This is a genomic window from Actinospica sp., assembly GCF_035552695.1.
Classification (GTDB): domain Bacteria; phylum Actinomycetota; class Actinomycetes; order Streptomycetales; family Catenulisporaceae; genus Actinospica.
In genome coordinates this window covers 1-26,111 of the sequence record NZ_DASZKT010000221.1, presented here as the reverse complement: position 1 = coordinate 26,111, position 26,111 = coordinate 1, and the positions used below count along the sequence as shown (strand labels likewise).

At 68.6% G+C, this 26,111-nt stretch carries 24 protein-coding genes and 2 pseudogenes; 12 read left to right on the top strand and 14 right to left on the bottom strand.

Features of this window, described 5'->3' with window-relative positions; translation table 11 throughout:
- From VG296_RS25500 to VG296_RS33305, 4 genes and pseudogenes are all read right to left on the bottom strand, one after another.
- A pseudogene (locus VG296_RS25500) lies at window positions 1-369 on the bottom strand (hypothetical protein); the annotation flags it as partial.
- A gap of 251 nt (window positions 370-620) precedes the next feature.
- Complete coding sequence (locus tag VG296_RS25495) at window positions 621-3,026, bottom strand: hypothetical protein (protein ID WP_325569925.1); 2,406 nt, start codon at window positions 3,024-3,026, stop codon at window positions 621-623.
- A gap of 198 nt (window positions 3,027-3,224) precedes the next feature.
- Window positions 3,225-3,572, bottom strand: coding sequence for a hypothetical protein (locus VG296_RS25490; RefSeq protein WP_325569923.1), 348 nt, complete (start codon window positions 3,570-3,572; stop codon window positions 3,225-3,227).
- Between the two features lie 374 nt (window positions 3,573-3,946).
- Complete coding sequence (locus VG296_RS33305) at window positions 3,947-5,482, bottom strand: putative Ig domain-containing protein (RefSeq protein ID WP_325569914.1); 1,536 nt, start codon at window positions 5,480-5,482, stop codon at window positions 3,947-3,949.
- 342 nt (window positions 5,483-5,824) lie between these two features.
- Between VG296_RS33305 and VG296_RS33010 the strand changes: the two are divergent.
- The 3 genes and pseudogenes from VG296_RS33010 to VG296_RS25475 form a co-directional block, all read left to right on the top strand.
- Window positions 5,825-6,067, top strand: a pseudogene (locus VG296_RS33010) (PLP-dependent transferase); the annotation flags it as partial.
- Window positions 6,068-6,188: 121 nt separating this feature from the next.
- Window positions 6,189-6,473: a PLP-dependent transferase gene (locus VG296_RS25480; protein ID WP_349259684.1), complete on the top strand. Its 285-nt coding sequence runs from the start codon at window positions 6,189-6,191 to the stop codon at window positions 6,471-6,473.
- A gap of 66 nt (window positions 6,474-6,539) precedes the next feature.
- Window positions 6,540-7,838, top strand: coding sequence for an amidohydrolase family protein (locus VG296_RS25475; protein ID WP_325569912.1), 1,299 nt, complete (start codon window positions 6,540-6,542; stop codon window positions 7,836-7,838).
- On the opposite strand, the gene VG296_RS25470 is transcribed toward VG296_RS25475, so the two are convergent.
- A complete protein-coding gene (locus tag VG296_RS25470) occupies window positions 7,819-8,796 on the bottom strand; it encodes an EamA family transporter (protein WP_325569911.1) in 978 nt (325 codons plus the stop codon). The two genes, VG296_RS25475 and VG296_RS25470, sit on opposite strands and share 20 nt — an antisense overlap.
- Window positions 8,797-8,826: 30 nt before the next feature.
- Window positions 8,827-9,519, bottom strand: coding sequence for a rhomboid-like protein (locus tag VG296_RS25465; RefSeq protein ID WP_325569910.1), 693 nt, complete (start codon window positions 9,517-9,519; stop codon window positions 8,827-8,829).
- A 96-nt stretch (window positions 9,520-9,615) separates the two neighbouring features.
- Between VG296_RS25465 and VG296_RS25460 the strand changes: the two genes are divergently transcribed.
- The 3 genes from VG296_RS25460 (at window position 9,616) to VG296_RS25450 (ending at window position 12,065) form a co-directional block, all read left to right on the top strand.
- Entirely contained in the window at window positions 9,616-10,803 is a 1,188-nt protein-coding gene (locus VG296_RS25460; RefSeq protein WP_349259685.1) for a geranylgeranyl reductase family protein, read from the top strand.
- Between the two features lie 61 nt (window positions 10,804-10,864).
- Entirely contained in the window at window positions 10,865-11,620 is a 756-nt protein-coding gene (gene otsB, locus VG296_RS25455; protein WP_325569908.1) for a trehalose-phosphatase, read from the top strand.
- 103 nt (window positions 11,621-11,723) lie between these two features.
- Window positions 11,724-12,065 (top strand): hypothetical protein, encoded by a 342-nt coding sequence (locus tag VG296_RS25450; protein ID WP_325569906.1) that lies wholly within the window; start codon window positions 11,724-11,726, stop codon window positions 12,063-12,065.
- Window positions 12,066-12,405: 340 nt separating this feature from the next.
- Here VG296_RS25450 and VG296_RS25445 read toward each other — a convergent pair whose 3' ends face one another.
- The 3 genes from VG296_RS25445 to VG296_RS25435 all read right to left on the bottom strand — a co-directional run bounded on the left by VG296_RS25445 (window position 12,406) and on the right by VG296_RS25435 (window position 14,869).
- Complete coding sequence (locus VG296_RS25445; RefSeq protein ID WP_325569905.1) at window positions 12,406-12,906, bottom strand: DUF3145 domain-containing protein; 501 nt, start codon at window positions 12,904-12,906, stop codon at window positions 12,406-12,408.
- Window positions 12,907-13,266: 360 nt separating this feature from the next.
- The gene (locus VG296_RS25440; protein ID WP_325569904.1) at window positions 13,267-13,656 is read right to left on the bottom strand and encodes a hypothetical protein; all 390 of its coding nucleotides are present in this window, start codon (window positions 13,654-13,656) and stop codon (window positions 13,267-13,269) included.
- Window positions 13,657-13,852: 196 nt separating this feature from the next.
- Window positions 13,853-14,869, bottom strand: coding sequence for a cation diffusion facilitator family transporter (locus tag VG296_RS25435; protein ID WP_325569902.1), 1,017 nt, complete (start codon window positions 14,867-14,869; stop codon window positions 13,853-13,855).
- A gap of 239 nt (window positions 14,870-15,108) precedes the next feature.
- On the opposite strand from VG296_RS25435, the gene VG296_RS25430 reads away from it, so the two are divergent.
- Together VG296_RS25430 and VG296_RS25425 are read left to right on the top strand one after the other, a co-directional pair.
- The gene (locus VG296_RS25430) at window positions 15,109-15,891 is read left to right on the top strand and encodes a G1 family glutamic endopeptidase (RefSeq protein ID WP_325569900.1); all 783 of its coding nucleotides are present in this window, start codon (window positions 15,109-15,111) and stop codon (window positions 15,889-15,891) included.
- Window positions 15,892-16,034: 143 nt separating this feature from the next.
- Window positions 16,035-17,807 carry a phosphatidylglycerol lysyltransferase domain-containing protein gene (locus VG296_RS25425; RefSeq protein ID WP_325569898.1) on the top strand — a complete coding sequence of 591 codons (1,773 nt, stop codon included), beginning with the start codon at window positions 16,035-16,037 and terminating at the stop codon, window positions 17,805-17,807.
- Window positions 17,808-17,881: 74 nt separating this feature from the next.
- Here VG296_RS25425 and VG296_RS25420 read toward each other — a convergent pair whose 3' ends face one another.
- From VG296_RS25420 to VG296_RS25405, 4 genes are read right to left on the bottom strand one after another with little or no spacing between them, the layout of a single operon-like run.
- The gene (locus tag VG296_RS25420; RefSeq protein WP_325569896.1) at window positions 17,882-18,541 is read right to left on the bottom strand and encodes a hypothetical protein; all 660 of its coding nucleotides are present in this window, start codon (window positions 18,539-18,541) and stop codon (window positions 17,882-17,884) included.
- On the bottom strand, window positions 18,538-19,197 hold the full coding sequence (locus tag VG296_RS25415; protein ID WP_325569894.1) for a hypothetical protein: 660 nt from the start codon (window positions 19,195-19,197) through the stop codon (window positions 18,538-18,540). Before VG296_RS25415 ends, VG296_RS25420 begins: the two co-directional genes overlap by 4 nt.
- Window positions 19,198-19,250: 53 nt before the next feature.
- The gene (locus VG296_RS25410; RefSeq protein ID WP_325569893.1) at window positions 19,251-20,570 is read right to left on the bottom strand and encodes a putative T7SS-secreted protein; all 1,320 of its coding nucleotides are present in this window, start codon (window positions 20,568-20,570) and stop codon (window positions 19,251-19,253) included.
- Between the two features lie 10 nt (window positions 20,571-20,580).
- On the bottom strand, window positions 20,581-20,889 hold the full coding sequence (locus VG296_RS25405) for a hypothetical protein (protein ID WP_325569892.1): 309 nt from the start codon (window positions 20,887-20,889) through the stop codon (window positions 20,581-20,583).
- Between the two features lie 346 nt (window positions 20,890-21,235).
- On the opposite strand from VG296_RS25405, the gene VG296_RS25400 reads away from it, so the two are divergent.
- Window positions 21,236-22,420 (top strand): sensor histidine kinase, encoded by a 1,185-nt coding sequence (locus VG296_RS25400; protein ID WP_325569890.1) that lies wholly within the window; start codon window positions 21,236-21,238, stop codon window positions 22,418-22,420.
- Window positions 22,421-22,441: 21 nt separating this feature from the next.
- The gene (locus VG296_RS25395) at window positions 22,442-23,128 is read left to right on the top strand and encodes a response regulator transcription factor (protein ID WP_325569888.1); all 687 of its coding nucleotides are present in this window, start codon (window positions 22,442-22,444) and stop codon (window positions 23,126-23,128) included.
- A 201-nt stretch (window positions 23,129-23,329) separates the two neighbouring features.
- On the opposite strand, the gene VG296_RS25390 is transcribed toward VG296_RS25395, so the two are convergent.
- Complete coding sequence (locus VG296_RS25390; RefSeq protein WP_325569886.1) at window positions 23,330-24,391, bottom strand: hypothetical protein; 1,062 nt, start codon at window positions 24,389-24,391, stop codon at window positions 23,330-23,332.
- A 524-nt stretch (window positions 24,392-24,915) separates the two neighbouring features.
- On the opposite strand from VG296_RS25390, the gene VG296_RS25385 reads away from it, so the two are divergent.
- Both VG296_RS25385 and VG296_RS25380 read left to right on the top strand, forming a co-directional pair.
- Window positions 24,916-25,332, top strand: coding sequence for a hypothetical protein (locus VG296_RS25385; protein ID WP_325569884.1), 417 nt, complete (start codon window positions 24,916-24,918; stop codon window positions 25,330-25,332).
- A 25-nt stretch (window positions 25,333-25,357) separates the two neighbouring features.
- A partial coding sequence (locus tag VG296_RS25380; RefSeq protein WP_325569882.1) for a WXG100 family type VII secretion target occupies window positions 25,358-26,111 on the top strand: 754 nt, incomplete at its 3' end.

Here is a 26,111-nt window from a genome sequence, read left to right as displayed (position 1 = left end):
GGTCGCCCAGTCGTAGGTGACCGTGTCCGGGCACACCACGTCGTACCAGAAAGACAGCGTGCCCCCGCCGGTGGGCGCGGTGAAGGACTGCGCGATCGAGGAACTGCCGTTGGTCGGTGAGCTCGAGCCGAGCAGCGCGGCGTACGTGCCGGAGTGCGGGTTCGAGGTGGTCACGCCGGTGGCGGGCCCGGAGCCGGTCCAGCCGGAAAGGCTCCCGGCCTCGAAGCCGCCGTTCGTGATCGTGGTGGCCGCGGACGCGGTGAGGCTTCCGGCGGCCAGCGGAAGCAGGACCATGGCCGTGAGTACGGCCAGCCTGCGGGTGACCCGCTTTCGCAGGGATCTGGGTGTGGGTATGGACGTGGATGGCAAGGAGTAACCCTTTCCAGCTGACGAGCTGTTAGCCCGAATGTGGGAATCACCCCGTCGCCGTGCTCGTGGCGGGACGGGGCGTGGGGCGACGCCGCTCGAGATCGGTGTGGGCACGGCGGCGCCACCGTGGAGTTTCACAGGACACTGCGGCCACGGCAAGTGCCTACGACAACACGATCGGCAAGGCTCTGGTAAAAGGCCGTGCCGTTCCCGGCGGCCTGCCGCCGGGAACGGCACGGGCGAGCATCAGATCAGGAAGTGGATACGTCGTCGTAGTAGGTGTAGGTGGGGTCGCCAGCGTAGTTGTCGTCCTTGCTGGTCAACGTCAAGGTGTAGGAGTGTCCGGCGGTGGTCGCGTGGGTGACCTTGACCCAGCCTGAGTTGGCGACGCAGGTCTTGGCCAGCACAGTGGTCGTGGTGCCCGAGGTGTTGTCCTTCAGCGTCGCGGTCGCCCAGTCGTAGGTGACCGTGTCCGGGCAGACGTTGTCGTAGTAGAACGTCAGGGTCGTGCTTCCGGTCGGCGCGGTGAAGGTCTGCGCGATGTTCGAGTTGCCGTTCGTCGGCGAGCTCGAGCCCAGCAACGCCGAGTAGCTGCCGGAGTGCTTGGCCGCGGTGCTCACGCCGTAGGCCGCGCCGCTACCGGTCCAGCCGGACAGGCTGCCGGTCTCAAAGCCACCGTTGGTGATCGCATTCGTACTCCCGCCGGACGTGGTGACCGTCAGGGAGTAGGTGGCGGTGTGCGTCGCCGACCCCCCGGTGCCGGTGACCGTGACGCTGTACGTCCCGGCCGGCGTGGTCGAGGACGTGGTGATCGTCAGCGTCGAGGAACTGCCGGCGGTCACCGAACTCGGGTTGAAGCTCGCACTCGCGCCCGTCGGCAAGCCGGACGCGGTCAGCGCCACGCTTTGCGCGCTGCCCGAGGTCACCGCGGTCGAGACGGTGGAGGTTGCCGAGGATCCGGCGGTCACCGAACCCGAGGTCGGCGATAGCGCGAGGGAGAAGTCGTTCGTCGCGGTCGACCCGCAGTTCGGCAGCGTGAACGAGGCGATACGCGTGGACCAGTTGAAGTTGCCGGTAGACGGCTCGTACTCGTCGGTGTACCAGAAGGTGCACCCGTCCGACGGGTCGATCTGCATCGAGGTGTAGTCGCCCCAACGGCTGTACGAGGTCTGCGACCCGGCGCCGGTGATGATCGTGGTCTCGCCCTGGGTCATGCTGCCGAGAGTGTCCCCGACCAGGCGGCCGGTGAACCGGATCGAGGGGTGGGTCGAAGACGAGGACTGGGAGTAGCCCATCGCGATGTTGCCGACCTTGTCCTGCGCGATCGAACCCATCCACCGGTAGGTCGAGTCAGGCGCGTAAGTGCCCTGTTGGTAGACGCTAGGGCTGCCCGAGGACATCCGAAGTTCGTACCAGCGCATGCCCACCGCGCTGTTCGCGGTCACCGCGTGATCGACCACGAACGACTCGTAGGAGCCGAAGTTCCTATACGCGAAGCGGTACATCAGCCGGTCGGCCAGCGAGTCCAGCTGTTGAGTCGTGCCGGACTGCGGGATACAGGTCCCGCCGCTGCACGCCGGACTGTAGGACGCGACGGTGAGTGTCGACGGCCCGGTCCAGGTGGAGTTCCCCGGAGTCGCCCAGTCGACGTGAAAGCGCCAGTAGGCCAGCGTCGTGGAGGTCAGCCCCATGCCGATGACGGTTTCGGCCTCGCCGGAGGGCGGCGCGGTCGAGCCGTCCACCGTGGCGGCGAGCACACCGCCGTACGAGGAGGAGGTCTCGAAGCACTGCTGGGTGGCCGCGGCACCGGTGAGCATGTTCGACCGGTTCATCGCGCAGGTCTCGGCGTAGTCGAACGCGGTGCCGGAGGCGTTGAACATGTTGTAGGTCGTGTAGTACGCGTCCGGCCACACCGAGAGCTTCGGGTAGTCCGGAAAGGTGGAGAACGAGTAGGAGTACCGGTAGTAGGAGCCGGTCGCGTCGGCACTGGAGGATACGGCGACGCACTCGTAGAACGGGCCGGTGCTGGACGAGACGTTCGCGAACTGCTGGATCACCCAGCGGGAGGCCAGCGGGTCCCAGGCGACCGTGGCGTCACCGTCGTTGGCCGACTGGCAGTAACCGCCGAACCCGGACCACAGGCTGCTGGTGTTCGTCGCGCCCAGGACCGTGGTACCGGTCTTCGAGTACACGGCGTAGGCGGTGTTGACGACCTCGACGATCTGGGTGGAACCGACCGCAGCGTTCGGGTCCGGCGGCACCCCGGTCACCGAATAGCCCGTGTCCGAGCCGATCCCGGCGAAGTTGCTGGAGGTCGAGACCAGCGGCGAGGTGGTCTGAGTAGAGGTCTGCACCACCGGATCAGGGGTCTTGGACGCGGCCGGGTGCGGCAGCAACGGCTCGTCGTCGACCTTCTTGTGCGCCTTGGACTGAGGGACCGCGTTCGCACGCGCGGCCAGCTCGCGCAGCGGAAGCGACGTGTCGTGGTGCACAGCGGCGCCTGAATCAGCAGTCTGCCGATGCGACACCGCCGGGTTTGCAGACGGGGTGACCGCCTGGGCCGCGGGCGCGGCCGTCGACAGCGCGAGCACCGCAGCGAGCATCGCCGCGAATGCGGCGACCCTCCCCCGGCGCGACGTGGGTATGGAGCGTGACACAGAACATCCTTCCGAACAGCCGGGGATCACCCGGCAATCTGGGGGTACGAAGGGACGTTCACGCGAAGAGTACGCGCGTGTTCGCGCTCGGGAGTCTGGCAGCGCCCTGGCATACTGACAAGACACTGATGGCGGACTCAGCCGGGAATAACGCAGAATTTACAAAACTACTGGATGGCGCAAGATGAAGATGTCATCTCAAGGCTCGATGTTCAGCGTCAGCTGCCACAGCCGCGTCGGCGGTCCGTAGGGATCCGCGGTGAACGACGTCGTTGCCCGCAGTACGGAGGATCCCGCTGCGACAGCGTGCACCGTCGCGTGGCCGATGCCCCCACCGCTACTGGAGATGATCGCCGCTGCGCCCTGGTCAGAGCTCGTCACTGCGGTCCACGCGTATCCGGCCGAGCCGTTCAACGTAATGGAGAGCTCGGCGCCGACGTGGACGCAGAGCTCTCCCACGCGCGCGTCACCGGGCTGATAGGTGACCTCGATGACCCCGCTGCCGCACGGCTCCGGCGACGGCGTGGACGAGGAAGTGGTGGGCATGGCTCCCACGCTAGCAGCGCTCGCCGATACAGCTCCGCCCGACGAAACCGATCCCGTCGAAGCGACGCCGGAGCCGAGAGTCGGCGACATGGTCGCGGAGGCGCAGCCGGCAAGAACCGCGCAGGCGGCGCCGGCCAGAAAGCATGCGTGTAGCACGGTCCTGGTACCGCCGAACCGAGCAGCGCGCCACAACCACCTCACCGTGTTCCTCTCCCACACAGCCAGGACACCGCGTTCGTCGACATCACGGTAGCGCTGTAGTTCCGCGCTCCGTGGCGACCGACGCGTTGAACATCGGCCCGGCCCGGCAGCAGCTGGACCGGGCCGGTGGACCGCGGGTCGGGACGGGTGGTCCCTCCGCGTGGTGCGTGGCCTCAGGTGGTGTTCAGCGCGGTGTCGTCGAGCACGAACGACGTCTGGTACGCGCTGTCCTCGGTACCGGTGAATTTCAGGGTGATGGTTTGCCCGGCGTAAGCGGACAGGTTGAAGGAGTGCTGAGTGTATCCGGCGGCGGCGTTGAGGTTGGAGTAGGTGGCGAGCGTCGCCAGGACGCTGCCGGAGGAGTTCAGGATCTGGGACTTGAGGGTGTCGTAGGCGGTGCTGGTGCTGGTCTCCGCGGTGTCGATGTGCAGCCAGAAGGTGAGGGTGGCGCCGGCCGCGGTGGACGGGATGGTGACGGTCTGGCTGAGGGTGTCGGTGTGGGTGGTGCCGTAGCCGTCGAGCCAGGCGTCGTAGGTCCCTGAGTGCGGCGGTTCTGTGCTGCTCTTGGAGACGACTCCGGTGCTCGTCGTCCAGGGTGCCGCGGTGCCGGTCTCGAAGCCGGGGTTGCCCAGCAGTTGTGATCCGCCGCTGGAGGATCCGATGGCCCAGCTGAAGGAGGTGGCGGCGGAAGGGCCGGTGGAGTCGGTGGCGGTCACCGTGACGCCTGAGTTGCCCGAGGTGGTCGGGGTGCCGCTGATCAGTCCGGTCGCGGTGTTGATCGCCAAGCCGGGCGGCAGACCGGTCGCGGCGTAGTTCAGCGTGCCGCCGGCGGTATCGCTCGCGGCGATCTGCAGGCTCGTGGCGGCGCCGACGGAGTCGCTTTGGCTGCCCGGGTTGGTAACGGTGACCGCGCCGGTCGTGCCGGCGCCGAACTGGATGCCGAGGACCGCGTGCAGTTCGATGCCGTTGGGGGCGACGCCGGTCTGACCGTGCAGGTAATCGAAGAACCCGGCCCCGGTCACCGTGACCGGCGTGTTCGCGGTCTTGAAGGAGCCGGTGACCGCGTATTTGGCGTCGAACTCGCTCCGGGCCTTGCTGATGCCGGCGGCCAGCGGGCTGCCGGCGCCCACGCACGCGGGGTCCGGTATCTCGGCGATCATCTCGTGGCCGGCGCTGTCCGCCAGCACGAGGTGGTAGTCGGAGTCGGCTTCGAGCTTGTACTCGACCAGTGTGGTCTGGAGCCGGAATACGGTCGTCTCCGTGGGCTGTACCCGGTTGTTCGCCGGCAGGGTGCCCGGTTGGGGCAGGGCGCTGAGAGCGGCGATGGTGGTCGAGGCGGTGGACTGGAGGTTGATCAGCCCCGCGTCCGCGTCGGTGCCGGTCTTGACCGACCAGCGCTCGACCCCGCAACTGCCGGTGCTGGAGTTGGGTGCGGAGACGACCGATTCGACCTCCTCGGCGTCCGGCTCCGGACTGTGCCGCACGCCCGCGTCGCTGAATCCGGCGCCGGTCCAGGCCGCCAACGCCACGGTGAGCGCCGCTATCGAGATCATGGTTATTCGCTTCGGGCCCATCAAGGTCTCCCGGGTCGGAGTGCCACGGGCAGGCAGGGTCGGCCAACCCGGCGGCGGCGGCCCCTTGGTCGGGGCCGCGACCGTGTGGTGCGTCGCGCCGGCCCGCCGCTTGGTCGCGGGAGCCGAGCACGTCATGGCTCTGATCCAGTAGGAGTGGTGCCGACCGGGCGGGACGCGCTCGGCCGCGCCGCCTCAGCGCCGAATACGGGCTCGACACGGGGTCACCGAGACGGCGCCGGTCGAGGGACTCCCCGCGTCGTCAGGGCTTTGAGTGATGGCCGTCTCGGCGACACGAGCAATCGTTCCCGCTTCGGTCGTGCCGGATCAGCGGGCTTTGTCGCAGCGAACAGCCCGCTAAACCCGGATACTGACACGCAAGCAGAGTTCTGCCAAGTACACCGACAGCAAAGGTCCTGCGGCAAGAGGTGCGGCCCGGGCGCGGTGGCGGACCTGGCCCGCGCGCACGACGTGCTGACCATGGCGGACAACACCTTCGCCACGCCGATGAACCAGCGGCCTGCGGACTTCGGCATCGATGTGGTCTGGCACAGCGCCACCAATTATCTGAACGGCCATTCCGACGTGTCGGCGGGAGTGCTGGCCGGGTCGGCGGAGATTCTGGACCGGATCTGGGACGTCGCCGTGCTCACCGGCGCGGTGCTCGGTCCGTTCGACGCGTGGCTGCTGCTGCGCGGTCTCCGTACCCTGCCGCTGCGTATGCCACGGCACAACGCCAACGGTCTGGCGCTCGCGGAGGCGCTGCAGGACCATCCAGCTGTGGGCGGCGGTGCACTATCCCGGCCTGACGAGCCATCCACAGCACAAGCTGGCGGCCAGTCAGATGAGCGGATTCGGCGGCGTGCTCGCGGTCGAACTCGCCGGCGGTTTCGAGGCGGCCGACGCGTTTCTCAGCCGACTGCGCTACGCCCGTCGCGCGGCCAGTCTCGGCGGTGTGGACTCGCTGGCCGTGCATCCGGCGTCCATGTGGCGCGGGATGCTCAGCGACGAACAGATCGCCGCGTCAGGGGTTCCGCTCGGCCTGGTCCGGTTGGCCGCGGGCACGGAGGACACGGCCGACCTTGTTGCCGACGCGCTCGCCGCGGCGGACGCGCTGATGGCGAAGTGACGACGCGCTCGTAGAAACGATGCGCTCGTAGAACAATCCGCAATCTCCTGGAGAGGACCTCGTCCCATGAGGACACTGATTTCTGGCGGCACCGTGGTCAGCATGGACCCGGCTGTCGGTGATCTCGACCTTGGCGACGTGCTGATCGAGGACGGCGTGATCGTCGAGGTGGCCGAGCGAATCGACGCGCCGGATGCCGAGGTCATCGACGCGACCGACCGCGTCGTCATACCCGGTTTCGTCGACAACCACCGGCACGCCTGGCAGACGGCGTTCCGCGGCGTCGGCGCGGACTGGACCTTCGCCGAGTACCGGGTGGCGATCCACGGCACGATCCGGCCGTGCTACCAACCCGAGGACGTGTACATCGGCAACCTGCTCGGCCGGCTGGAGGCTCTGCACTCCGGCGTGACCACGATGCTGGACTGGTTCCACTGCGCCGAGGGCCCCGAGCACGCCGACGCGGCGATCGCGGCTCTGCAGGACGCGCCGGGACGCTCGATCTTCTGCTACGGCGCGGGATACAGCACCACCGACCGGATCGAAGCCGAGATCCGCCGCGTCCGTTCCGATCTCTCGGGGGACGGCCTGGTCACTATGGCATTCGGACTGCGTAGCACCGAGGACACCAGCGTGCAGACCGTCGCCGAGGACCTGAAGCTGGCGGCCGAGCTCGGGCTGCGAACCAGCATGCACGTCGCGTCCGACGGGACACAACGCCCGATCGCCGACCTCAACAAGCACGGCCTGCTGCGGGACACCACGACCTTCGTGCACGCCAACGGAATCGCCGACGACGAGCTGCGGATGCTTGCCGACGCGGGCAGTTCGGTGTCGATCAGCCCGGATGTCGAGCTGAAGATGGGTTTCGGCTGGCCGATGACCGGACGGGTGCTCGCCGCGGGCCTGCGTCCGACGCTGTCCATCGACGACGTCCCGTCCGTCGGCGGCGACATGTTCTCGACCATGCGCACCGCCTACTCGGTGCAGCGCGGTCTCGACGGTAGTCTGCGCGCCCGTGACCTCATAGAGTTCGCGACCGTCAACGCTGCCGAGTCGTGCGGACTCGCGGCGCGAGTCGGCAGCATCACACCGGGCAAGGACGCCGACGTGGTCCTGCTCCGCGCCGACGACCTGACGGTGTTTCCGGTCACCGACCCGGTCGCCGCGATCGTCGCCGCAGGCCACCCCGGCCTCGTGGACACCGTTCTCGTCGCCGGCCGCGTCGTGAAGCGCGACGGCGTGCTCGTGGACGTGGACCTTCCGGCACTCAAGGCCCGTCTCTTGGAATCGCGCGATCGCGTCGCGGCGGCCTCCGGTCTGCCGCTCAGCGGGGCCGGCGCCGCTACTGGCCGACTGGGCTGACGGGCTCGGCTGAGGGCGAGGACGACAGCGAGGCGGGAGCGGCGGAACGCTGGGCGGTGTAGGCGCCGAGGAGGACGACGACGCCACCGGCGATCTGCACGGCGCTGAGCCGCTGTCCGAGCAGCACCCAGGCGATGACGCAGGCCGAGACCGGCTCGACGTACGCGAGCCCGGCCGCGACGGCGGCGGAGAGCCGCTGTACCGCCATGCCGCCCAATACGTATGGGATCACCGTGCTGATCAGCACCAGCGCGAGGGCGATGAACCAGGCGGGGATCGAGTGCCGGGCCAGCGCGACGGACGAACCGAGCACATGCCACGGCGCGTTCCACGGCGTGGCCAGCGGCACCAGGACGATGCAGGCCACGATCATGCCGACGGTCGTGATGGCGAGCGGGTCGGCCGAACCGGTGAGCCGATCCATGATCAGAAAGTACGCCGCGTTCCCGGCCGCCGCGCCGAGGCCGCAGGCCAGGCCGAGCGCGTCGAGGCTCAGGCCCGACCAGATCTCCACCACGCAGCACAGCCCGACGAGCGCCATGACGATGCCGAGGAACGCCGTGGGCCGCACGTGCTTACGGAGGATCAGCCGCTGGTAGAGCACGACGAGTACCGGCCCGGTGAACTCCAGCAGGATCGCGATGCCGACCGGCAGCCGGGACGCCGCGACGAAGTACATCGCCTGGCACGCCGCGACCGCGATCAGGCCGAAGAGCACGCTTCCGCCGAGCGCGGACCGGTTGCGGGCCAGCGCGAACACCGCGCTTGGGCCGCGCAGCAGTTCGAGCAGGATCAAGATCACGCACGCGCCGAGGATCCGCAGCCACACCGCTTCGAGCGCGCTGAATCCCGCATCCGTCAGCGCCTTGGCGAAGGTGCCCGAGGCGCTGAAGAATATCGACGAGACGAGGCCGAAGAGCACTCCGGCTTCGCGACGGGAGACGGCGGCCGCATTCACCTTGTCAGGCTAGTCGACCCCACTGACTCCTTACACCCCCGAACGGCGGGCGGACACGGTCTGGCGCGCCCGGTTCCGGAGCGCCAGCCACGCCGCCCACGGATCCCATTTCTCCACGCACCCCTTGGTCAGCGGGAAGCAGGCGAAGCCGATCATGATCGAGGTGAAGTGTCCGAGGTCGGTGAAGGTGTTGCCGACGACCAGGTGGTAGCCGTAGTAGAGGATCAGCCCCGCCGCGTACACGTAGCTCCACGGCGCCGCGATCAGGTACGCGGCGACGGCCTCGACGCCGGCCAGCGCGTAGCTCACGCCGATGTCGAGCGTGAAGATCGCACTGCGCGGCAGATATCCGTGCCGCACCTCCCAGTACACGGCGCCCTCGCTCAGGTACGTGGCCCCGACGTGCGCCGCGATCACCACCGCGAGCCAGCGCACCGTGCCCAGGCGCCGTTCGACCGGAACGTGGAAGATGTTGTAGAGGATGTAGTAGATCCACAGACCGCCGCCGTCGATGTACAGCGCGCTCGTGATCAGCACCCTGATCGGGTCGGTGCTCAGCTCGTGCAGGTTGGTCGAGCGCCGGCGTAGGAAGCGGTCGCGGAACTCGGGACTGATGTGGCTGATGAAGTACGTGGTGGCCGTGAGGATGAGCAGCCAGACGAAGGTTCCGGGGGCGCGACGGACATAGCGCCATACCGCCGTGGCCGCGCGGGAGATCGTCACACCGAGTTACCTTAATGAACGGGCTGTCGCGAAGCTGCGCACCTCGCCGAACGCCATTACCCTTCACCCGTGATCGAAGCAGTGGAGAACACCAGTATGCCGTCGGATGAAGCCTCGTGGGACGTGGTCGTAGTGGGCGCCGGACCGGCCGGCTCCAGCGCGGCGCGCGCCGCCGCCGAGTCCGGGGCGCGGGTGCTGCTGCTGGAGAAGGCCGAACTGCCGCGCTACAAGACCTGCGGCGGCGGCCTGATCGGCTACTCGCGCCGCTCGCTGCCGCCGGGATTCGAGATCCCGGTGCGGCAGCGGATCGACGCGATCAGCTTCACCATCAACGGCGAGCGGCTGCGCACCCGCAAGGACCGGGCCGGCGACCTGTTGGTGCTGGTCAACCGCGCGGAGTTCGACCTGGCGCTGGCCAAGGCCGCGGTGGACGCGGGGGCCGTGCTGCGCACCGGATCCACGGTGACCGGAGTGGAGCAGGACGAGCCGGGCCGGGCCGTGGTCACGCTCGCCGACGGCGGCCGGATCGCGGCGGGCGCGGTGATCGGGGCTGACGGCTCGGCCAGCCGGGTCGCGCGGTACGTGGGCGTGCGCTGCGATCAGGTGGACCTCGGCCTCGAGGCGGAGATCCAGGTGCCGCAGTCGGTCGCGGCCGAGTGGACGAATCGGGTGCTGGTGGACTGGGGTCCGCTGCCGGGCTCGTACGGCTGGGTGTTCCCGAAGGGCGACGTGCTGACCGTCGGTGTCATCTCGGCACGCGGCGAGGGCGAGGCGACGCGTCGGTACTACCGGGACTTCATCGAGCGGCTCGGACTCGCCGAGTACCCGACGATCTCCGACTCCGGGCACCTGACGCGGTGCCGCGAGGCGGGCTCCCCGCTCAGCAGGGGACGCGTGCTGGTCGCGGGCGACGCGGCGGGCCTGCTGGAGCCGTGGACGCGCGAGGGGATCTCGTTCGCGCTGCGCTCCGGCGCGCTGGCGGGCAGGAGCGCGGCGGAACTGGCTCGGGCGGCAGAGGAGTCCGGCGACGCGGGGTACACGGCCGCAGTCGAGGACCTGCTCGGTGTGGAGATGCGTGCCGGAAGCGCGATGCTCAAGCTCTTCGAGCGGCACCCGGGGTTCTTCCATCGGACGGTGACGCTGATACCGATGGCGTGGAAGATGTTCGCGGACTTCTGCCGCGGCAAGACCTCGCCCGCGCAACTCGTGCGTAACCCGGTGGCCCGCGCGCTGATCCGTACCCTGCCGAGGCAGACGGCCGCGAAGGTGCTCAAGCACCTCTGACTCCTGAGGCCCTAGGCTGGCCGCGGAGAAATACGACTTCAGTCGGCCGCGAGGGGCAGCCATGGACAGCGCACAACTCAGCCATACCGCGTTCTTCTTCGACTTCGACGGCACGCTCAGCGCGATCGGCCCTGATCCGGAGAAGGTGCGGCCGGTGGACGACGCGCCCGAGGCACTCGCGGCCTTGGCCGGACAGGCCGCGTACTGCGCGGTCGTCTCGGCGCGCCCGGTGGCGTTCCTGGCGGCGCAGCTGCACGCGGTGCCGGGGATCCAGCTGCACGGCCTCTACGGCCTCGAGTACTCCGCGGACGGCGGCGCCACGGTGACGACGCTGCCCGAGGCCGCGCCGTACCGGCCGGTCATCGACGAGGCGGCCCGCGCGGCGGCGGAGGAGCTGCCGACAGCGCTGGTCGAGCACAAGGGCCTGTCCTGCGCGGTGCACTACCGCAACACGCCCGAGCTTGCGGACGCGGTGGAGCTATGGGCCGCCGGGTACGCCACGGAGCACGGGCTGAAGGTGCAGCGCGGCCGGATGGTCGTGGAGCTCAAGCCGCCGGTGGAGCGGGACAAGGGGCACGTCGTGCGCGAGGTGCTGGAGCAGACGCCGGACCTGGCCGGCGGTTGGTTCTTCGGCGACGACCTGGGCGATCGCCCGGCCTTCGCGGCGCTGGCCGAGCGGGCGGAGCGGGAGCCGGTGTTCAAGGCGGTGCGGGTGGCGGTGGCCAATCCCGAGGGCGACCCGCTGTCCGACCTGGCCGATCTGATGCTGGACCGACCGGAGGAGGTACCCGGGGTGGTGCGCCGACTGCTGCGCTGAGCTGCTACGGGGTCCGAAAGGGCGCTCGAGGGGCGCGCGGTGGTGAGCGCAGTTAACGCGGCTGTCGTTGAACGGTGTGGGGCGGGCGTGAGACTGTGGACGAGTGAAGCAGCAGCCCAAGATGAGCCCCGTCCCGTTGATGTTCGAGCCCGGCATGCCCGAGCCCGACCAGGCGAGGTTCTTCGGTCTGGACGACATCGCCGATCCGGCGGAGCTGCTGGGGCGGGCCACCGAGCTCGCCGAGGCCTTCCGCGCCGCCGCCGAGCGGGCCGCCGCGTACCAGGCGCTCGCCGCCGCCGAACTGACCGACCCGCGCCGCTTCGACCGGCTGACCTTCGCCGAACTCGGCGAGCGCATCGGCCTCTCCCCCGCCGACGCGCAGACCCTGGCCGAACGCGGCCAGCGGCTCGCCACGCCGACGAGAGCCGGAAGCCGCTCCGCCTGAGCCGAACGGGTGAGGGTGAGGGTGAGGGCTGTGGAAGGGCACGAGCTCAACGCGTGAGCTGAGTCCGCGTCAGAACATCAGCCGAGCGTACGGGAGCTGGGGCCGTAGCTGGCGCAGCGGAGGGACTCGACACCCCGATGCTGAGTCCGCGTCAGCCCGTCAGCCGAGGGCATCGGAGCGCTGCGGCCGTGGCTGGCACAGTAGGGGGCTCGACACGCCGGACCCGAACCCGCGTCAGACCGTTCAGCCGACCTGGCGCAGCCACCGCACAGGAGCACCGCCTCCGTCGTCAGCGCAGCTGAAGGCTCGACACGCCGGACCCGAACCCGCGTCAGACCGTTCAGCCGACCTGGTGCAACCAGCGCACGGGAGCACCGTCGCCGGCGCAGCGGAAGGGCTCGAGCTCGTCGTCCCAGGGGCGGCCGAGCAGGGTATTGAGCTCCTCGGCGAGATCCGCGCCGCGCGCGGCGTGCATCATCGCGGTGCGCAGCCGGTCCTCAGTCACCATGATGTCTCCGTGCACGCCGGTTACGGCGTGGAACACCCCGAGATCGGGTGTGGAGGAGTAACGTTCCCCTTCGGCGCCCGAGGACGGCTCCTCGGTCGCCTCGAAACGCAGCTGCTCCCAGCCGCGAAGCGCGGAGGTCAGCCTGGTGGCGGTGCCGGGCTCCGCCTGCCAGGAAAGCTCGGCGCGCCAGAGGTTCGGCGCGGCCGGCTGCCGGGTCCAGTCGAGGCTTACGCGCACGCCGAGTACCCCGGCGACGGCCCATTCGACGTGTGGGCACAGCGCGCGGGGCGCCGAGTGGATGTACAACACTCCACTGGTCTGACGGGTGGGCACGGCGGACTCCTTTGGTCACTGACTACGTTTCACACACGGCGTACGGACGAGGTTCGCCTTCCCCAGCGGCCTTGCCACACCGTGTCTCGACGCTCGGCGACCGAGATCCACAGCACCCATACCATATGCAATTGGTTTTGCAGTTGCACTGAATCAAGGTCAGTTTAACCGCTCAGAGCGATCATAATGCCTCGTCGCTCCCATGACAGATGACCTTACGCGAGCCCCGCTAGTCCTGTCAGGAGCCCGTACGAGTGACGAGCGGAGCTTACGGCCACTCGAACGGCCCAGCTGAGGGCCGATCATCCGGTCGTTGAAACACTCCGGTAAAGAGTTCTGAGGGGACCTCAGATCAGCGGATCAAGAGGTACAGGCTTGGGAGGACTTCGCACCCGCGGTGGAGCTGCCACCCGTCAGGTGCGCGGAGCCCGTGGAGGTCGTCGACGCGCTCTGCGTCGCGCAGGTCTTGGACGAGGAGGAGGACAGGCTGTTGCTGCTGACCGCGGCCAGGTACCAGCAGGCCGCGAACATCGCGAGGATCGCGGCCACCGCGGCGGCCCGCCAGGCCTCCTTGCGTATCCGGCCGCGGCGCGCGATCTTGCGCTCCACGCCGTAGAGGAAGGCCAGTTCGCGCCGCAGCCAGACCTCGGTCTCATGCTCCGCGCGCGAGCGCGGGGGGCGGTGGGCGTCGGGCGTGCGCGGGTCACGTGCCGGGCGCGGCTCCTCGGGGAACTCCATCACTGCTTCCACGACCTCCCTGGGCCAGCCGGGCTTTGTCCCGCACCCCGGCGAACACGGACAACTCGTCCCAAGGCCGGTGAAGCGACTGTCCCCCAATGATCCCCACCCCGGCAATACCAGGGCGAGACAGTTACCGTTCCGTTATAAAACGAGGACGATCATGGAGCATTCGACCCGAAATCGCCGCCATACAGGTGAATCGAGGTCACCCGCAGTGCCCGGCCGGGTGCTCCTCGGCGTCGGGCGCGCCACGGCCGATGGTGAGTATCTCGGAGGGCGCGTGCTCCACCTGGAGCGTGGTGTGTTCGATGTCGTAATCGTGCCGGAGCAGCTCCTCGAGCTCGATCCGCACGGCGTGGCAGTCCTGACCCGGCGCCACCAGCACGTGCGCGGACAACGCCGGGAAGCCCGAGGTGATCGTCCATACGTGCAGGTCGTGCACCTGGACCACGTCCTTGGCCTCGCGCAGCCGAGCGCCCAGCGCGGCCGGGTCGACGCCCTCGGGCGCGGCCTCCAGCAGGATCTTCCAGGCCTCGCGTACCAGCCCGTACCCGGCCTTGGCCATCAGCGCGGCGACGACGAGCGAGGCGACGGCGTCGGCGCGGTCGAAGCCGGTGGCCATGACCACGATGCCGGCGACCGCCGTCGCGAGGAATGCCCAGGCGTCGTTGAGGATGTGCTGGAAGGCGCCCTCGACGTTCAGGCTCGTCCGGTTGGCGCGGTTGATCAGCAGCGCGGCGGCCGCGTTCACCGCGATCCCGGCCAGCGCGGTCGCGGTGACCAGCGCGCCGTCCACCACCGGCGGGTGGATCAGCCGGTCCACGGCCTCGTAGACGAAGATGCCGACCAGGACCAGCAGCGTGATCCCGTTGGCCTGCGCCGAGAGGATCTCCGCGCGCTTGAAGCCGAAGGTCCAGCGGCCGTGCGCGGGCTTGGCGGCGAGCCGCATCGCGCCGAGCGCGAGCACCAGTGAGAAGGCGTCGGTCAGCATGTGGCCCGCGTCGGAGATCAGCGCGAGCGAATGGGCGGCGAGGCCGATGAGGATCTCGACCAGCATGTAGGCGAGGATCAGCCCGAGCGCGCCGAGCAGTAGCCGGCGGTCGGTGGCGGCGGTGACCGCCGCGCCGTGGTCGTGCCCGCCGTGGCCGTGTCCCCCGCGATCGTGCTCGTGCCCGTCGTCCACGCGCTGTACCCCGTGTCCTTCCCCGTGCGGTTGTGCCATACGGCCGAGTCTACCCGAAGGATGACAGTACATTGAGATATGACAATGACAACGATTGTCGCCGTCACCTGCGCCGCCGCCCGGCATCGCCGTTCAAATCGGGATGGAACGCCGCCTTTGCCAACGATCTACCAACCCCGCCCTTGCGGCTTTCCGCGTTCGATTCTTAACTCCAGGTTGCGGTCACAAGCCGCGAGACACCCACATACCCACTTCGGTTCGCGAATCCGAGGAGACTCATGTCCTTCAGGCGATCCACCCTGCGCGCCGGCATAGCCGCGGCCGCTCTCGTGCTGCCCGCGCTCGCGCCCGTCGCCGCCGTCGCCACCACCGCGGCCCCGACCGTGTTCACTCCGATGCAGAGCACTGCCGGCTCGGCCACCCCGTTCTTCATCAGCCACGGCGGCGGCGTCCGGCACGCCGGCTCGACCAGCACCAACTGGGCCGGCTACGCCGCCACCGGCAGCACGTACACCAGCGTGACCACCACCTTCAAGCAGCCCAAGGTGTCGTGCTCCTCCGGCACCCAGTACTCCAGCTTCTGGGTCGGACTCGACGGCGACGGCACCTCGTCGGTCGAGCAGACCGGCACCGAGGCCGACTGCAGCGGCTCCAGCGCCTCGTACTCCGCCTGGTACGAGATGTACCCGGCGTACCCGGTGACCTACGGCAACTCGGTCTCGCCCGGCGACACCATCGTGGAGAAGGTCATCTACGGGGGCTCCAACAGCTACGAGCTCTACCTCGCGGACACCACCAAGGGTTGGAGCCACACCACCAACAAGACCGGCAGCCACTCCCGCGGCTCAGCCGAGGTCATCGCCGAGGCCCCGTACAGCGGCGGCGTGCTGCCGCTCGCGAACTTCGGCACGGTCACGTTCAACAGCTCGACCGTGGACGGCTCCTCGCTGTCCTCCGTCAGCCCGACGAGCATCAACATGACCACCAGCTCCGGCACCGTCAAGGCGGCGACCGGGTCGCTGTCCGGCGGCACCTTCGCCATCACCTGGCACCACCGGTAGGCCTCGACCCGCGTCAGGACCTGCCCGTAGACCGCGATCGGCTGCTCCGTCTCCCCCTCCGGAGCAGCCGATTCGCCCTTCCTGCCCGGTATGCCGCACGATAGGGAGCGGGCGCGGTGGCACGGGCATGGAAAGTTGAGGGCATGGCTGCGGGTACGACGACGGGTTTCGCGGACGGCAACCGCGGTGCGGGGCCGCTCAGCGTGGCGGGCAAGATCAGCGTCGGATATCTGCGGCTGATCGTGCTGATCGACCTGCTCGGTGTGGTGTCCTACTCCTTCGGGCGGCAGGTGCACCGGCACTCGCACGGCGCCGGCTTCGGCAACTACTTCACCCCGTTCCTGCTCACGGCCAGCCTCGTCTCGGCCGCGCTGGCGGCGTTCCTGGCAATCATGCTGCGCCGCCGCAAGCACATCGCCTGGCTGTGCACGGTGGTCCTGGTCGGCTTCACGAGCCTGGCCGAGATCTACTGGCTGAGCCAGCCCGCGTATCGCCTGCACTGGTCCAACTGGGTGGCGATGGGGCTGACTTTGGGCCTGTTCCTCTGCCTGATGCTCGGCCGCAACGATTTCTACGCCAAGGGTGAGCAATCGAACCCGAAAACGGCGCTGCTCGTGGCGGTAGGGGGCGCGGCGGCGGCCACTGCGGTGGGCGTGGCGCTGCTGACCTGGTTCGGCACCGTCAACGACTCCTCCTTCAGCTCACGCATCGAGTACACGCTGCTGCGCCTACTGACGGTGGACAAGCAGGACGTCTCCGACCTGGGCATCATCAGTCCGCACTGGCTGGACGTGCTGATCAACGCGATGAGCCTGGTGCTGTTCCTGGCCGTGGTGTACGTGTTCTTCCGTGCGCCGCGCGGGCGGCTGCGGCACAGCCTGGAGGACGAGGCGCGGCTGCGCGAACTGCTGGCCAAGGAGCCGGAGCCGGACTCGCTCGGGTATTTCGCACTGCGCCGGGACAAGTCGGTGATCTTCTCGCCGTCCGGCAAGGCGGCGATCGCCTACCGGACCGTCGGCAGCGTGTCGCTCGCCGCGGGCGACCCGCTCGGCGACCCCGAGGCGTGGCCCGGCGCGATCGAGATGTGGCTGCGCGAGGCCGCGGAGCACGCGTGGGCCCCGGCGGTCGCGGGCGCGAGCGAGCAGGCGGGCGAGATCTTCGCGCGGCACGGGCTGAGCGCGCTCGAACTCGGCGACGAGGCGATCGTCGAGGTCGCCGACTTCACCCTCGAAGGCCGGGCGATGCGCACGGTCCGGCAGGCGGTGAACAAGGTCAAGCGCGCCGGGTACACCACCCGGATCCGGCGGCACCACGACATCGAGCCCGCGGAGATGGCCCGGTTGCGCGGCGCGGCCGACCACTGGCGCTACGGCCAGCCCGAGCGCGGATTCTCCATGGCACTCAACCGGCTCGGCGACACGGCGGACGGCGACTGCCTGATGATCGAGTGCTTCGACGCCGACGGCCGGCTGCGCGCACTGTTGTCCTACGTGCCGTGGGGCAAGGACGGGCTCTCCCTCGACCTGATGCGCCGTGACAAGGAGAGCGACAACGGCCTGGTCGAGTTCATGGTCATCGACATGCTGCAACGCGCGGCGGAATTCGGCGTCGCCCGCGTGTCACTGAACTTCGCGATGTTCCGCGCGGTGTTCGAGCGCGGATCGAAGCTCGGCGCGGGTCCGGTGCTGCGGCTGTGGCGCGGCGTGCTGCTGTTCTTCTCCCGCTGGTGGCAGATCGAGTCCCTCTATCGGGCTAACGCGAAATATCGTCCGATCTGGGAACCCCGCTTCGTGCTCTACGCCCGTTCGGCCGACCTGCCCCGGATCGGCATGGCGTACGCCCGGGCCGAGGGTTTTCTGGCGCTGCCGCAGATGCCCCGGCTGCCCTGGCAGCGCGGCAAGAAGAAGTGCGACTGACGGAGCGTCAGCCCGGCGAACGTCAGCCCTTGCGGAGAGCGTCAGCCCGGCGAAGCTTCAGCCCTCGCGGAGCGTCAGCCCTGCGGCCGGTACCAGGCCGAGGGCTTCCAGCCGTTCGTATTCCCCTTCGGCTTCTCCGGGTGGTCGGCGAGCCAGGGCCCGTCGTCGCGATCGGCGAAGTCGCGGTAGGGCGTGTTGATCACTTGGGCGGCAACCTGTTCGAACTGTGCCGGGTCATCGCGGAAGAAGTGGCCGCGCCGAGTCATGGTGTGCACCTGCTTGGACGAGTCCGCGTGGACGGGTGCGATCAGGCCGCCGACCCGGGGGTCGCCGAGAATCGCAAGTTGGCGCGACTGCCGCCACTGCGTCTCCTCGTCCTTGCTGAACCGCGCGCCGAACACGGAGTGCTCCGCGATCGGCATCCCGGACGACGGGTCGAGCACCTGAACGTACTCGTCCTTCGCCAGCCACCTGCCTGAACGCATCGGCAGCAACACCGGCGCGAGAATCAGGCTCAACAGATCGTCGGTCAGCTCGTGCCAGAAGGGCTCACGCACCCAGCGCCCGGCCCTCACCGGGAACACCCGCCACGCGCCGAAGCGCTGAACGAGGTACTGCTCGTATCGGCCGAGGCGCTGGACTCCCGCGCGCTTGTCGCCGAGCCGCTGCTGAATGCGCTCGATCAACCAGGGCTGAACGGGGATGGTCGAGCCGGCCGGGTAGAGCTCCGTCATGCGCTGGGGCCTCCGAGGAGATCGTGGATCTGCTGCGCCGACGCGTTCTGCTCCTCCGACCCCGGCGGCGGGGTGAAGGACACGGAGTTCGCCAGCAAGACCATCATCTCGCGGAAGAGCGTCCCGGACGCGGCATGCGGCGTGGAGAACTCGAGGGCCGCGAGCAGGTCGCCCTTCTCGCTCGGCACGATCGCTTCGAGCTGGTAGACATCCGCGTGACCTGGATCGCCCTGCTGCCCCGGCAGCGTCGGCTTTCGCAGGCTGCGCACACTCTCGAAGAACAGCGCCGGGCCTCCGGGCAGGTCCACGAGGTCTGCCTGAGCCTGATCGTCCGCGTTCGCCGCCGCCCGCACGAGGTCGCCGAGCACCAGTCGTGGATTGCGTTCCTCGCCGGTCGGCTGGAGGGAGACCACCAGCGTGGAGGACACGACGGACTCGTCAGGCGCCGTATGCCAACCGAGCCCGCAGTAGACGGTGTTGCGTTCATCAAGCTCCGTGAGCAGCGTCGCGAACGTGTTCAACGTCGCGTAGAGCAGGTCCTGCCGCTCTGGCGGGCAGAGCTCCGCGAGCACCGGTTCGATTTCGGCGAGCCGCTCGGCACTGTTCTCGACCGGAAGAGGCAGGTATCCGGACGGCAGCTCGAGCCAGATGCTCACGCCTTCATCGGCTTGCTGAGGCCCAAGGTTGTTGAGGAGATCCGCGACGCCCATCAGAACGCTTCCTGGAAGTCGTGGTAGAGGTTCATGCCGACCTTCTTGGCCCGCATGCCGAGCTCGATGTTGAGTTTCGCCCCGTCGTTCAGCGCGGTGCCGCTGACCTTCTCGACCACGGAGGCGACACCCTTCGTCGACATGCTGAGCTGGTGCGCCTTGAGCGTGACCAAGTCGGCGATCTTGGAACTGCTCTTGACGGTGTCCTCGGCTGCCTGCTCGCCGTCCTTGGCGAGTTGGGGAAGCTTGCTGACGAGGGAGGGCACGTCCTCCGCCGCCTTGGCGGCGTCCGTGGCGAGCTTGTCCGCCTTGCCGAGGTACTTCAGCGTGCCGACGCCGGGTATCGCGCTGAGCAGGTCGCCGCCGGTGGTCACCGCGGCCTCGATGTTCGCCTTGGTGAAGTGCCCGGTCAGCAGGCCGCCGAGCGCGTCGCGCGTCTTCGGGTTGGCGAGGTCCATCGCGAACGCGCCCGCACCGGCGGCCAGCGCTACTGCCCCCGCCACCAGGTCGATCGGCGGCGGGGTGCACAGCGCGACCAGACCGGCTATCGCCGAGATCGTGGACAGGATCGAGTGGATGGCGTTCGCGTGCTGTTCGATCCAGTTGCCGACCGTGCTCAGGGCGCTGCCGATGTCGTGCAGCATGCTGGAGAACCAGCCGGGCTTGTGCGGGGCGAGGCCCTTGGTCGCGTTCTCCAGCTGCGAGGCGTAGTTCCGCGCCGCCGAATCAACCTCCTGCTGCAGCTGGCGGGCCCGCTGGAGGATCGAGTTCAGCTCGTCCTGCGCCTGCCGCTCCGCCGCGTTGGCGTCGTTGACCGCTGATTCGGCCTGATCGAGCGCTGACTGGGCCTGCTGCAGCGCCTGCGGGTCGGTGAAGACCTCGCCGATCAGGTTGAGGTTCGGATTCGACTTCGCCTGGGAGACCTGCGCCTGCGCGTTCCGCAGGGCCTCGCGCGCGGTGGCGGCCTCCTGGTCCAGGTTCTGTGCGGTCTGCTTGAAGCCGACGAGGTCCTTGTACCAGTTCTGAATCGTGCCGGTGGCCTCGGTGAGCGACTGCTGCGCGTGCTGCAGATCGGTGACGAGCTTGTCGTTGAAGTGCGAGCGGAACGCGTCGGCCGCGTCGCCCACCCACACGCCCGAATCGGAATTGCGCATCTGATCGAGCAGCTTCCCGGACTCCTGCATGGCGCTCGTGGCCTTGTTGACCATGCTCTCCAGCGCCTCGACGTCCCCGGGCACTCCCGGTGCCGGGTTGAAGCCCAGGTGCGGATAGCTGCTGCTGTCGTCGAAAGACGCGTCGAACACAACATCCAGTGACATGGAATTCCCCCTATTCCTGCAGCAGGGTGTTGATCTTCCCGAGCGCCTGCTGCACGGTCTGCTCGGTCTGCCGGTAGTTCTGGTGCACCTTGTTCACACCCTCGGTGCACTCTGAGATCGCCTGTTGCAGCTGGCCGAGCCCGTACTTCCAGGTGCTCTGGAAGTCCTTGGCCGCGCCGACCAGCGTCTGCGGCCCGATCTGGCCGTCCTGCGCGGCGCCGAACGCCTGCAGCGCCTGGTCCATCTGCTCCCCCGCCTGCTGCAGGGTGCTGGTCATCTTGGACAGCACGTCCAGATCGACCTTGAAGAAATCCGCCATTGATTGCCCCTCAACCCCGTGTGCGCGATCGGCTCCCCGAGACCCGACGCATCGTGTCGCGCCACGATGGGCCCACACGGTACCGGCATATCATCAGGAAATCCACTATCTCCGCGCCGCGATCTCACCGCGTGGACACCTCCACCCCGGTTCCACCCCCGGGTGGATCCACCCGCGCCGCCCCGGGACGTACCTTTGACACGTAAAGACCCGACGACGACGGCGGTAGGGCGACGTGTGGCTGCTGCGTGATCTGCTGCGGTGGGATTCCGACGGCGCGACGGCATTCAGGCTGCCGTGGTCCGGCCCGGAAGGTCCGAACGCGGGCCCGGGTCTGCTGGAAGGCGTGCGGGATCCCAGGTCGCGGGAGACGGCCGGCATCCGGTCCATGTTCCTGCTGGTGATGATGATCGTCCAGCTCAGCACGGTCGGCAATCTGGGCTGGCACGGGATCGGCCTGACCGCGAACGTCGTCAGCATCCTGTGTGTCCTCGGCTGCGCGTGCTGGGTCGTCGGCTGGTTGCTGAACTGGCGGTTCAGCCCATACCTGGCGCTGGTCGGCCTGCTCGTGCTCGGCACCGGCGGCGCACTGCTGAGCGGCCTGCTCGTGCGCGACCTCGCCGCCAGCCCCGCCTTCCCGGCCGTGGCGGCGGTGGTGATCTCCGCTCGCTGGCCCTCCGGCCGAGCAGCACTCGTCGTCGGCTGGTTCGAGCTCGTGCTCCTCGTCACCGCGGCCACGCAGGGCTGGCACCAGTTGGAGTCCAACGGCCTCGGCTACGGGAGCCTACTCCTGGGCATGTACGGCCTCGGCGTCGGCAGGCGCTCGTACGTGCTGCGCGCCGAGAGCGCCGAGAAGCTGGTGCGGGAGACGGAGCGGGCGAACGACGAGCAGGCGCACGCGGCGGCGCTGGCGGAACGCAGCCGGATCGCGCGCGAGATCCACGACGTGCTGGCGCACTCGCTCGCGGCGCTGACCGTGCAGCTCGAGGCGGCGGATGCGCTGCTGGATTCGGGCAACGAGGCCGCGACGGAACGTGCGCACACGTACGTGCAGAAGTCGCGCCGGATCGCGCGCGAAGGTCTGGTCGAGACGCGGCGCGCGATCGCGGCGTTGCGCGAGGACGCCCCGCCGCTGCCGGAGTTGCTGCACGGCTTGGCTGACGCATACCGCGGCGACACGGGAGCAGAGGCAAAGGTCAAGATCGAGGGCCTGACGCGTCCGTTGCAGGCGGACGCGGGCCTGACGGTCTATCGGGCGGCGCAGGAATCGCTGACGAACGTGCGCAAGCACGCACCCGGCGCCCCGGTCCGGCTGAAGCTGGTGTTCGGCGAGGAAGAAGTCGTGCTCACCGTCGCGAACGGCGCTCCGACCGAGCCGCCGAGCGCACTGGCGGAGTCAGGGGGCGGATACGGCCTGGCCGGGCTGAAGGAGCGGGCCGAACTGATCAGCGGGAGCCTGGAGGCCGGGCCGTACGCGGCCGAGGAGCTGGCCGGCCCCGGCTGGCGGGTGACCCTGCGCCTGCACGGCTGAGATCACGGATATCCTCGGCCCATGGCCGATGAATCGATTCGTGTCCTGGTGGTGGACGACCAGGCGGCGGTGCGCGAGGGTCTGGCCACGCTGCTCGACCTGACCCCCGGAATAGAGGTCGTCGGCACGGCACGCGACGGCGCCCACGCCGTGCAGCTCGTCGCCGAGCAGCAGCCCGCCGTCGTGCTGATGGACCTGCACATGCCGGGCATGGACGGGATCCAGGCCACGGAGCAGATCACGCGCGAGTACCCGGGGGTGCGCGTGGTGGTGCTCACGACGTACGCCGACGACGCGTCGATCCAGGGCGCACTGCGTGCCGGCGCGCTCGGCTACCTGACGAAAGACGCCGACCGAACGCAGATCGCCCGCGCGGTGCAGGCGGCGGCGGGCGGCCAGTCCGTGCTCGACGAGGCAGTGCAGCGCAGGCTGATCGCGGCGATAGGGTCCACGGCCACGTCACCCGAGGCTGCCGCCGCCGCTCCGCCGATCCCCGCGGCTCCCCCCGCCGGACTCACCGCCCGCGAGGTCGACGTGCTGCGCCTGATCGCCGCCGGACGCTCGAACCCCGAGATCGCCAAGGAGCTCTTCGTCTCCGAGGCGACCGTGAAGACGCACATCAACCACGTCTTCGCCAAGACCGGCGCGCGGGACCGGGCCCAGGCCGTGCGCTTCGCGTACGAGCACGGCCTGGTCGCGGATTCCTGAGGTGGCGGGTCTTCTGTCGCGGCGGGTCTTTTGTCGCGGCGGGTCGTCTGTCGCGGAGGTTGGCGGCGGAGGGCTCGCGGCAGCGGGTTCCTCAGCTCCTCCGCGAAGACCTGAGGCTGCTGTCTTCAGGCGCCCGCCCTCTTTCCTCAGCTGCCTCTTTCCTCAACTGCGGCCTCCGCCGTCTCGGCCGTCTCAGTCATCTCAGCCGTTCGTGACATTCCCGCAGAGGTTGTCCACCGCGTCGCCCTCAGGGCCGAGCCGGTTGGCCACGGACTCGAGGTCGGTAGCGGCCGACTGATCGCCGGATTCCACCGCCTTGAGGTCCGATATCAGCTTGCCGAGGTCCGTGTCGAAGGCCCGGAGCTTGGCCTTGACGTCGGCGTGCGTGGCCTTGGCGACGTCCGCGTCGAGATCGCCCTTGATCGTCTGCATGTCGGAGATCATCGTGCCGAGCGCGGTCTTCACCGCACTGGAGTCGTTGGAGTTCTCCGCGGTGGTGAGCGCCGACTCGTCGGTGGTCAGCTTGCTCTGCATCGACGAGGCGGCGGACTCGGACGAGACGCACGCCGGGTCCGCGGCCGTCGAGTTCGCCAGTTTGTAGATACCGAAACCGGTAGCGCCCGTGACCACGACCGAGATCACGATGCCGATGGTCGCCGCCGTCTTCCCCGCACCGCCGAGCGCCTTCACCCTGGCGAGGCCGATGATCGAGAAAATGAGACCGACCAGCGGAACCCAGCACAGGATCGCACCGGTCAGCGCCAGCCCGTTCGTCCGCTTCGGCGCCGCGCCCCCGTAGGGCGCCCCCGCGTACGCACCGCCGTACGGGTCCGTCCCGAATCCCGGCTGCGGCTGCCCGAAGCCGGGCTGTCCCTGTCCGGGATCGCCATACTCGTACTGCGGCTGCCCATATCCCGGCTGCCCGTATCCCGGCTGACTTTGTCCGGGGTCGCCGTACTGCGGCTGAGCCTCGAACTGCCCCGGCGTGCCGAGCGTCGACTGCGACTGCCCGTACGGATACTGCTGCTGCCCCTGATGACCCTGGCTCTGACCCTGGCTCTGCTCAGGCATCGGCGTGCCGTACTGAGGCTGCGGCTGCGACTGGTTCGGCACCGGCGTACCGAACTGGGGCGCCTGCCCGTACTCCTGCCCGTACTGCTGTTGCTGCTGCTGCCCGTTCCCACCGAACGGCGCCTGCTGCTGCCCGTGGCCCTGCTGCTGCGGGTCGTACGGCGGCTGGGCAGCCCCCCACTGATCTGACATTGAGTGTCACCTCGGACTGGTCATCAAGAGCCGAACGACAGCGGATCCTATAAGCGGACCGCAGGTCACAACACTGCCGCCCGCCATTCGCCGCCGAACCGTAACAACAAGCCGTGAAGTCTCACCCGTCGGACAGTCCCGCACACCGATCACCCCATCGGCTGAAAACGGACACTCGACGGACCGTCACTTCCGCACAGAGATCTGACTCACCCGCGCCGCCCCGCAGCCTCGCACCCCTCCACCGAACACGCACGGACCAGCCATGACGCGTGCCCCGCGGCCCGAATCCGGGCATATTCCACCCATGATCGCCGCATCACCCTATCGATTTCCTAACGAACCCCAGCGACCCCCTGAGCCGCTGGCAGTAGGGCATCCTTTGTCGGTAAGCTGAAACAGGTACGGTTGAGTCGCGGGCGCGCGGCACAGGCGCACAGAGCGTAAGAGCTGCGAACGGGGCGGTTCGTGCACCTACCACGGCGCCCCGGGTATTGAATGAGCCTGAACTGGGGGTACCTGTCGTGGGCGGAAGTTTCAAGGTCGAACTGCAGGAGTTGGAGCAAGCACGCAACACACTGCAGAACCTGCTGCAAGATGTCTTCACCGACGTGTCGAGCCCGGTGCATCCGGTGACGTTCCAGAACAACACCGCGTCGAGTATCCAGCAGGGCCAGTACAACTCCATGACCTACAAGGTCGCCAACATGGACGGTGGCTCGACCTCGTCCAACTTCGGCCCGATGGACCAGGGCGTCCCCGCCATCACCGCGCTCAACAGCGCGCACGGCGCCGCGCACGCCGCGATCCTCTCGCTGCTCGACGACCTGAACTCGCAGATCAACCTGCTGCACGACCGCGCCACCAAGACGCATCAGGTCTACTCGCAGACCGAGGACGCGCTGCACGTCAGCGTGACCAACGTCGCGAAGAACATGTGAGATCGAGGGAGGGGAGCGAGTACCCATGAGCGGTTTCAACCAGCAAGCGGTCAACGACAACGGCGGCGTGGCCTGGGCAAAGCAGGTCGCGCAGACCATGGATCCCGGCGCCATCGACAGCCAGATCCAGGGCTACCAGTCGGCCATCAGCTCACTGGCCAACGTGCAGTCCACGCTGCAGAACGTGAAGAACAACCTCGCCTCGTCCTGGTCCGGCGACGCGGCCGACCAGGCGCAGCAGTCGTTCCAGACATCGCTCAACCACGTACAGCTTACGCAGGAAACCATTTCTCAGGCAGTTATTCCTGCACTGCAGGGCGCCAAAGCCGCGCAGCAGCAGTACGTCAGCACAGTCTCAAGCGTGCCGGACGAGCAGCCCGTGCCGCAGAACAGCGTCATAGACGACGTCGGAAGCTGGTTCGGCGCCGAGACGCCGGCGCAGAAGGCGCAGAACCACAACACCGCGGTGCGGACACAGACTGCTGAGGCGCTCAACACGCTTTCGGATAGCTACGAGAGCTCGGCCAGCAAGCTCAATGCTGTGGGCGGCAGCCAGGAGACCCTGCACTCAACGAGTGACGCTGGGGCTTACAGCCTCGGCTCCGTTTCATCCTCATCCGGCGATGGCGCGGCCAGCAGCTACAGTTCACGCGTGAACGGAGGCGGCGCCACCGGCACGGCTGGCTACAGCCCCTCCTCACCGAATGGAACAGTCAACCCCGGATCCAACCCGAGTACTACGCTCGCTGGCACTTCGCCTACGCAGACTACGAATCCGC

Coding starts and splice junctions, on each gene's coding strand:
- VG296_RS25490 (WP_325569923.1), bottom strand. CDS start 3,572: ATGCCCACCACTTCCTCGTCCACGCCGTCGCCGGAGCCGTGCGGCAGC.
- VG296_RS33305 (WP_325569914.1), bottom strand. CDS start 5,482: ATGACGTGCTCGGCTCCCGCGACCAAGCGGCGGGCCGGCGCGACGCAC.
- VG296_RS25480 (WP_349259684.1), top strand. CDS start 6,189: ATGAGCGGATTCGGCGGCGTGCTCGCGGTCGAACTCGCCGGCGGTTTC.
- VG296_RS25475 (WP_325569912.1), top strand. CDS start 6,540: ATGAGGACACTGATTTCTGGCGGCACCGTGGTCAGCATGGACCCGGCT.
- VG296_RS25460 (WP_349259685.1), top strand. CDS start 9,616: ATGCCGTCGGATGAAGCCTCGTGGGACGTGGTCGTAGTGGGCGCCGGA.
- otsB (WP_325569908.1), top strand. CDS start 10,865: ATGGACAGCGCACAACTCAGCCATACCGCGTTCTTCTTCGACTTCGAC.
- VG296_RS25435 (WP_325569902.1), bottom strand. CDS start 14,869: ATGGCACAACCGCACGGGGAAGGACACGGGGTACAGCGCGTGGACGAC.
- VG296_RS25430 (WP_325569900.1), top strand. CDS start 15,109: ATGTCCTTCAGGCGATCCACCCTGCGCGCCGGCATAGCCGCGGCCGCT.
- VG296_RS25425 (WP_325569898.1), top strand. CDS start 16,035: ATGGCTGCGGGTACGACGACGGGTTTCGCGGACGGCAACCGCGGTGCG.
- VG296_RS25420 (WP_325569896.1), bottom strand. CDS start 18,541: ATGACGGAGCTCTACCCGGCCGGCTCGACCATCCCCGTTCAGCCCTGG.
- VG296_RS25410 (WP_325569893.1), bottom strand. CDS start 20,570: ATGTCACTGGATGTTGTGTTCGACGCGTCTTTCGACGACAGCAGCAGC.
- VG296_RS25405 (WP_325569892.1), bottom strand. CDS start 20,889: ATGGCGGATTTCTTCAAGGTCGATCTGGACGTGCTGTCCAAGATGACC.
- VG296_RS25395 (WP_325569888.1), top strand. CDS start 22,442: ATGGCCGATGAATCGATTCGTGTCCTGGTGGTGGACGACCAGGCGGCG.
- VG296_RS25390 (WP_325569886.1), bottom strand. CDS start 24,391: ATGTCAGATCAGTGGGGGGCTGCCCAGCCGCCGTACGACCCGCAGCAG.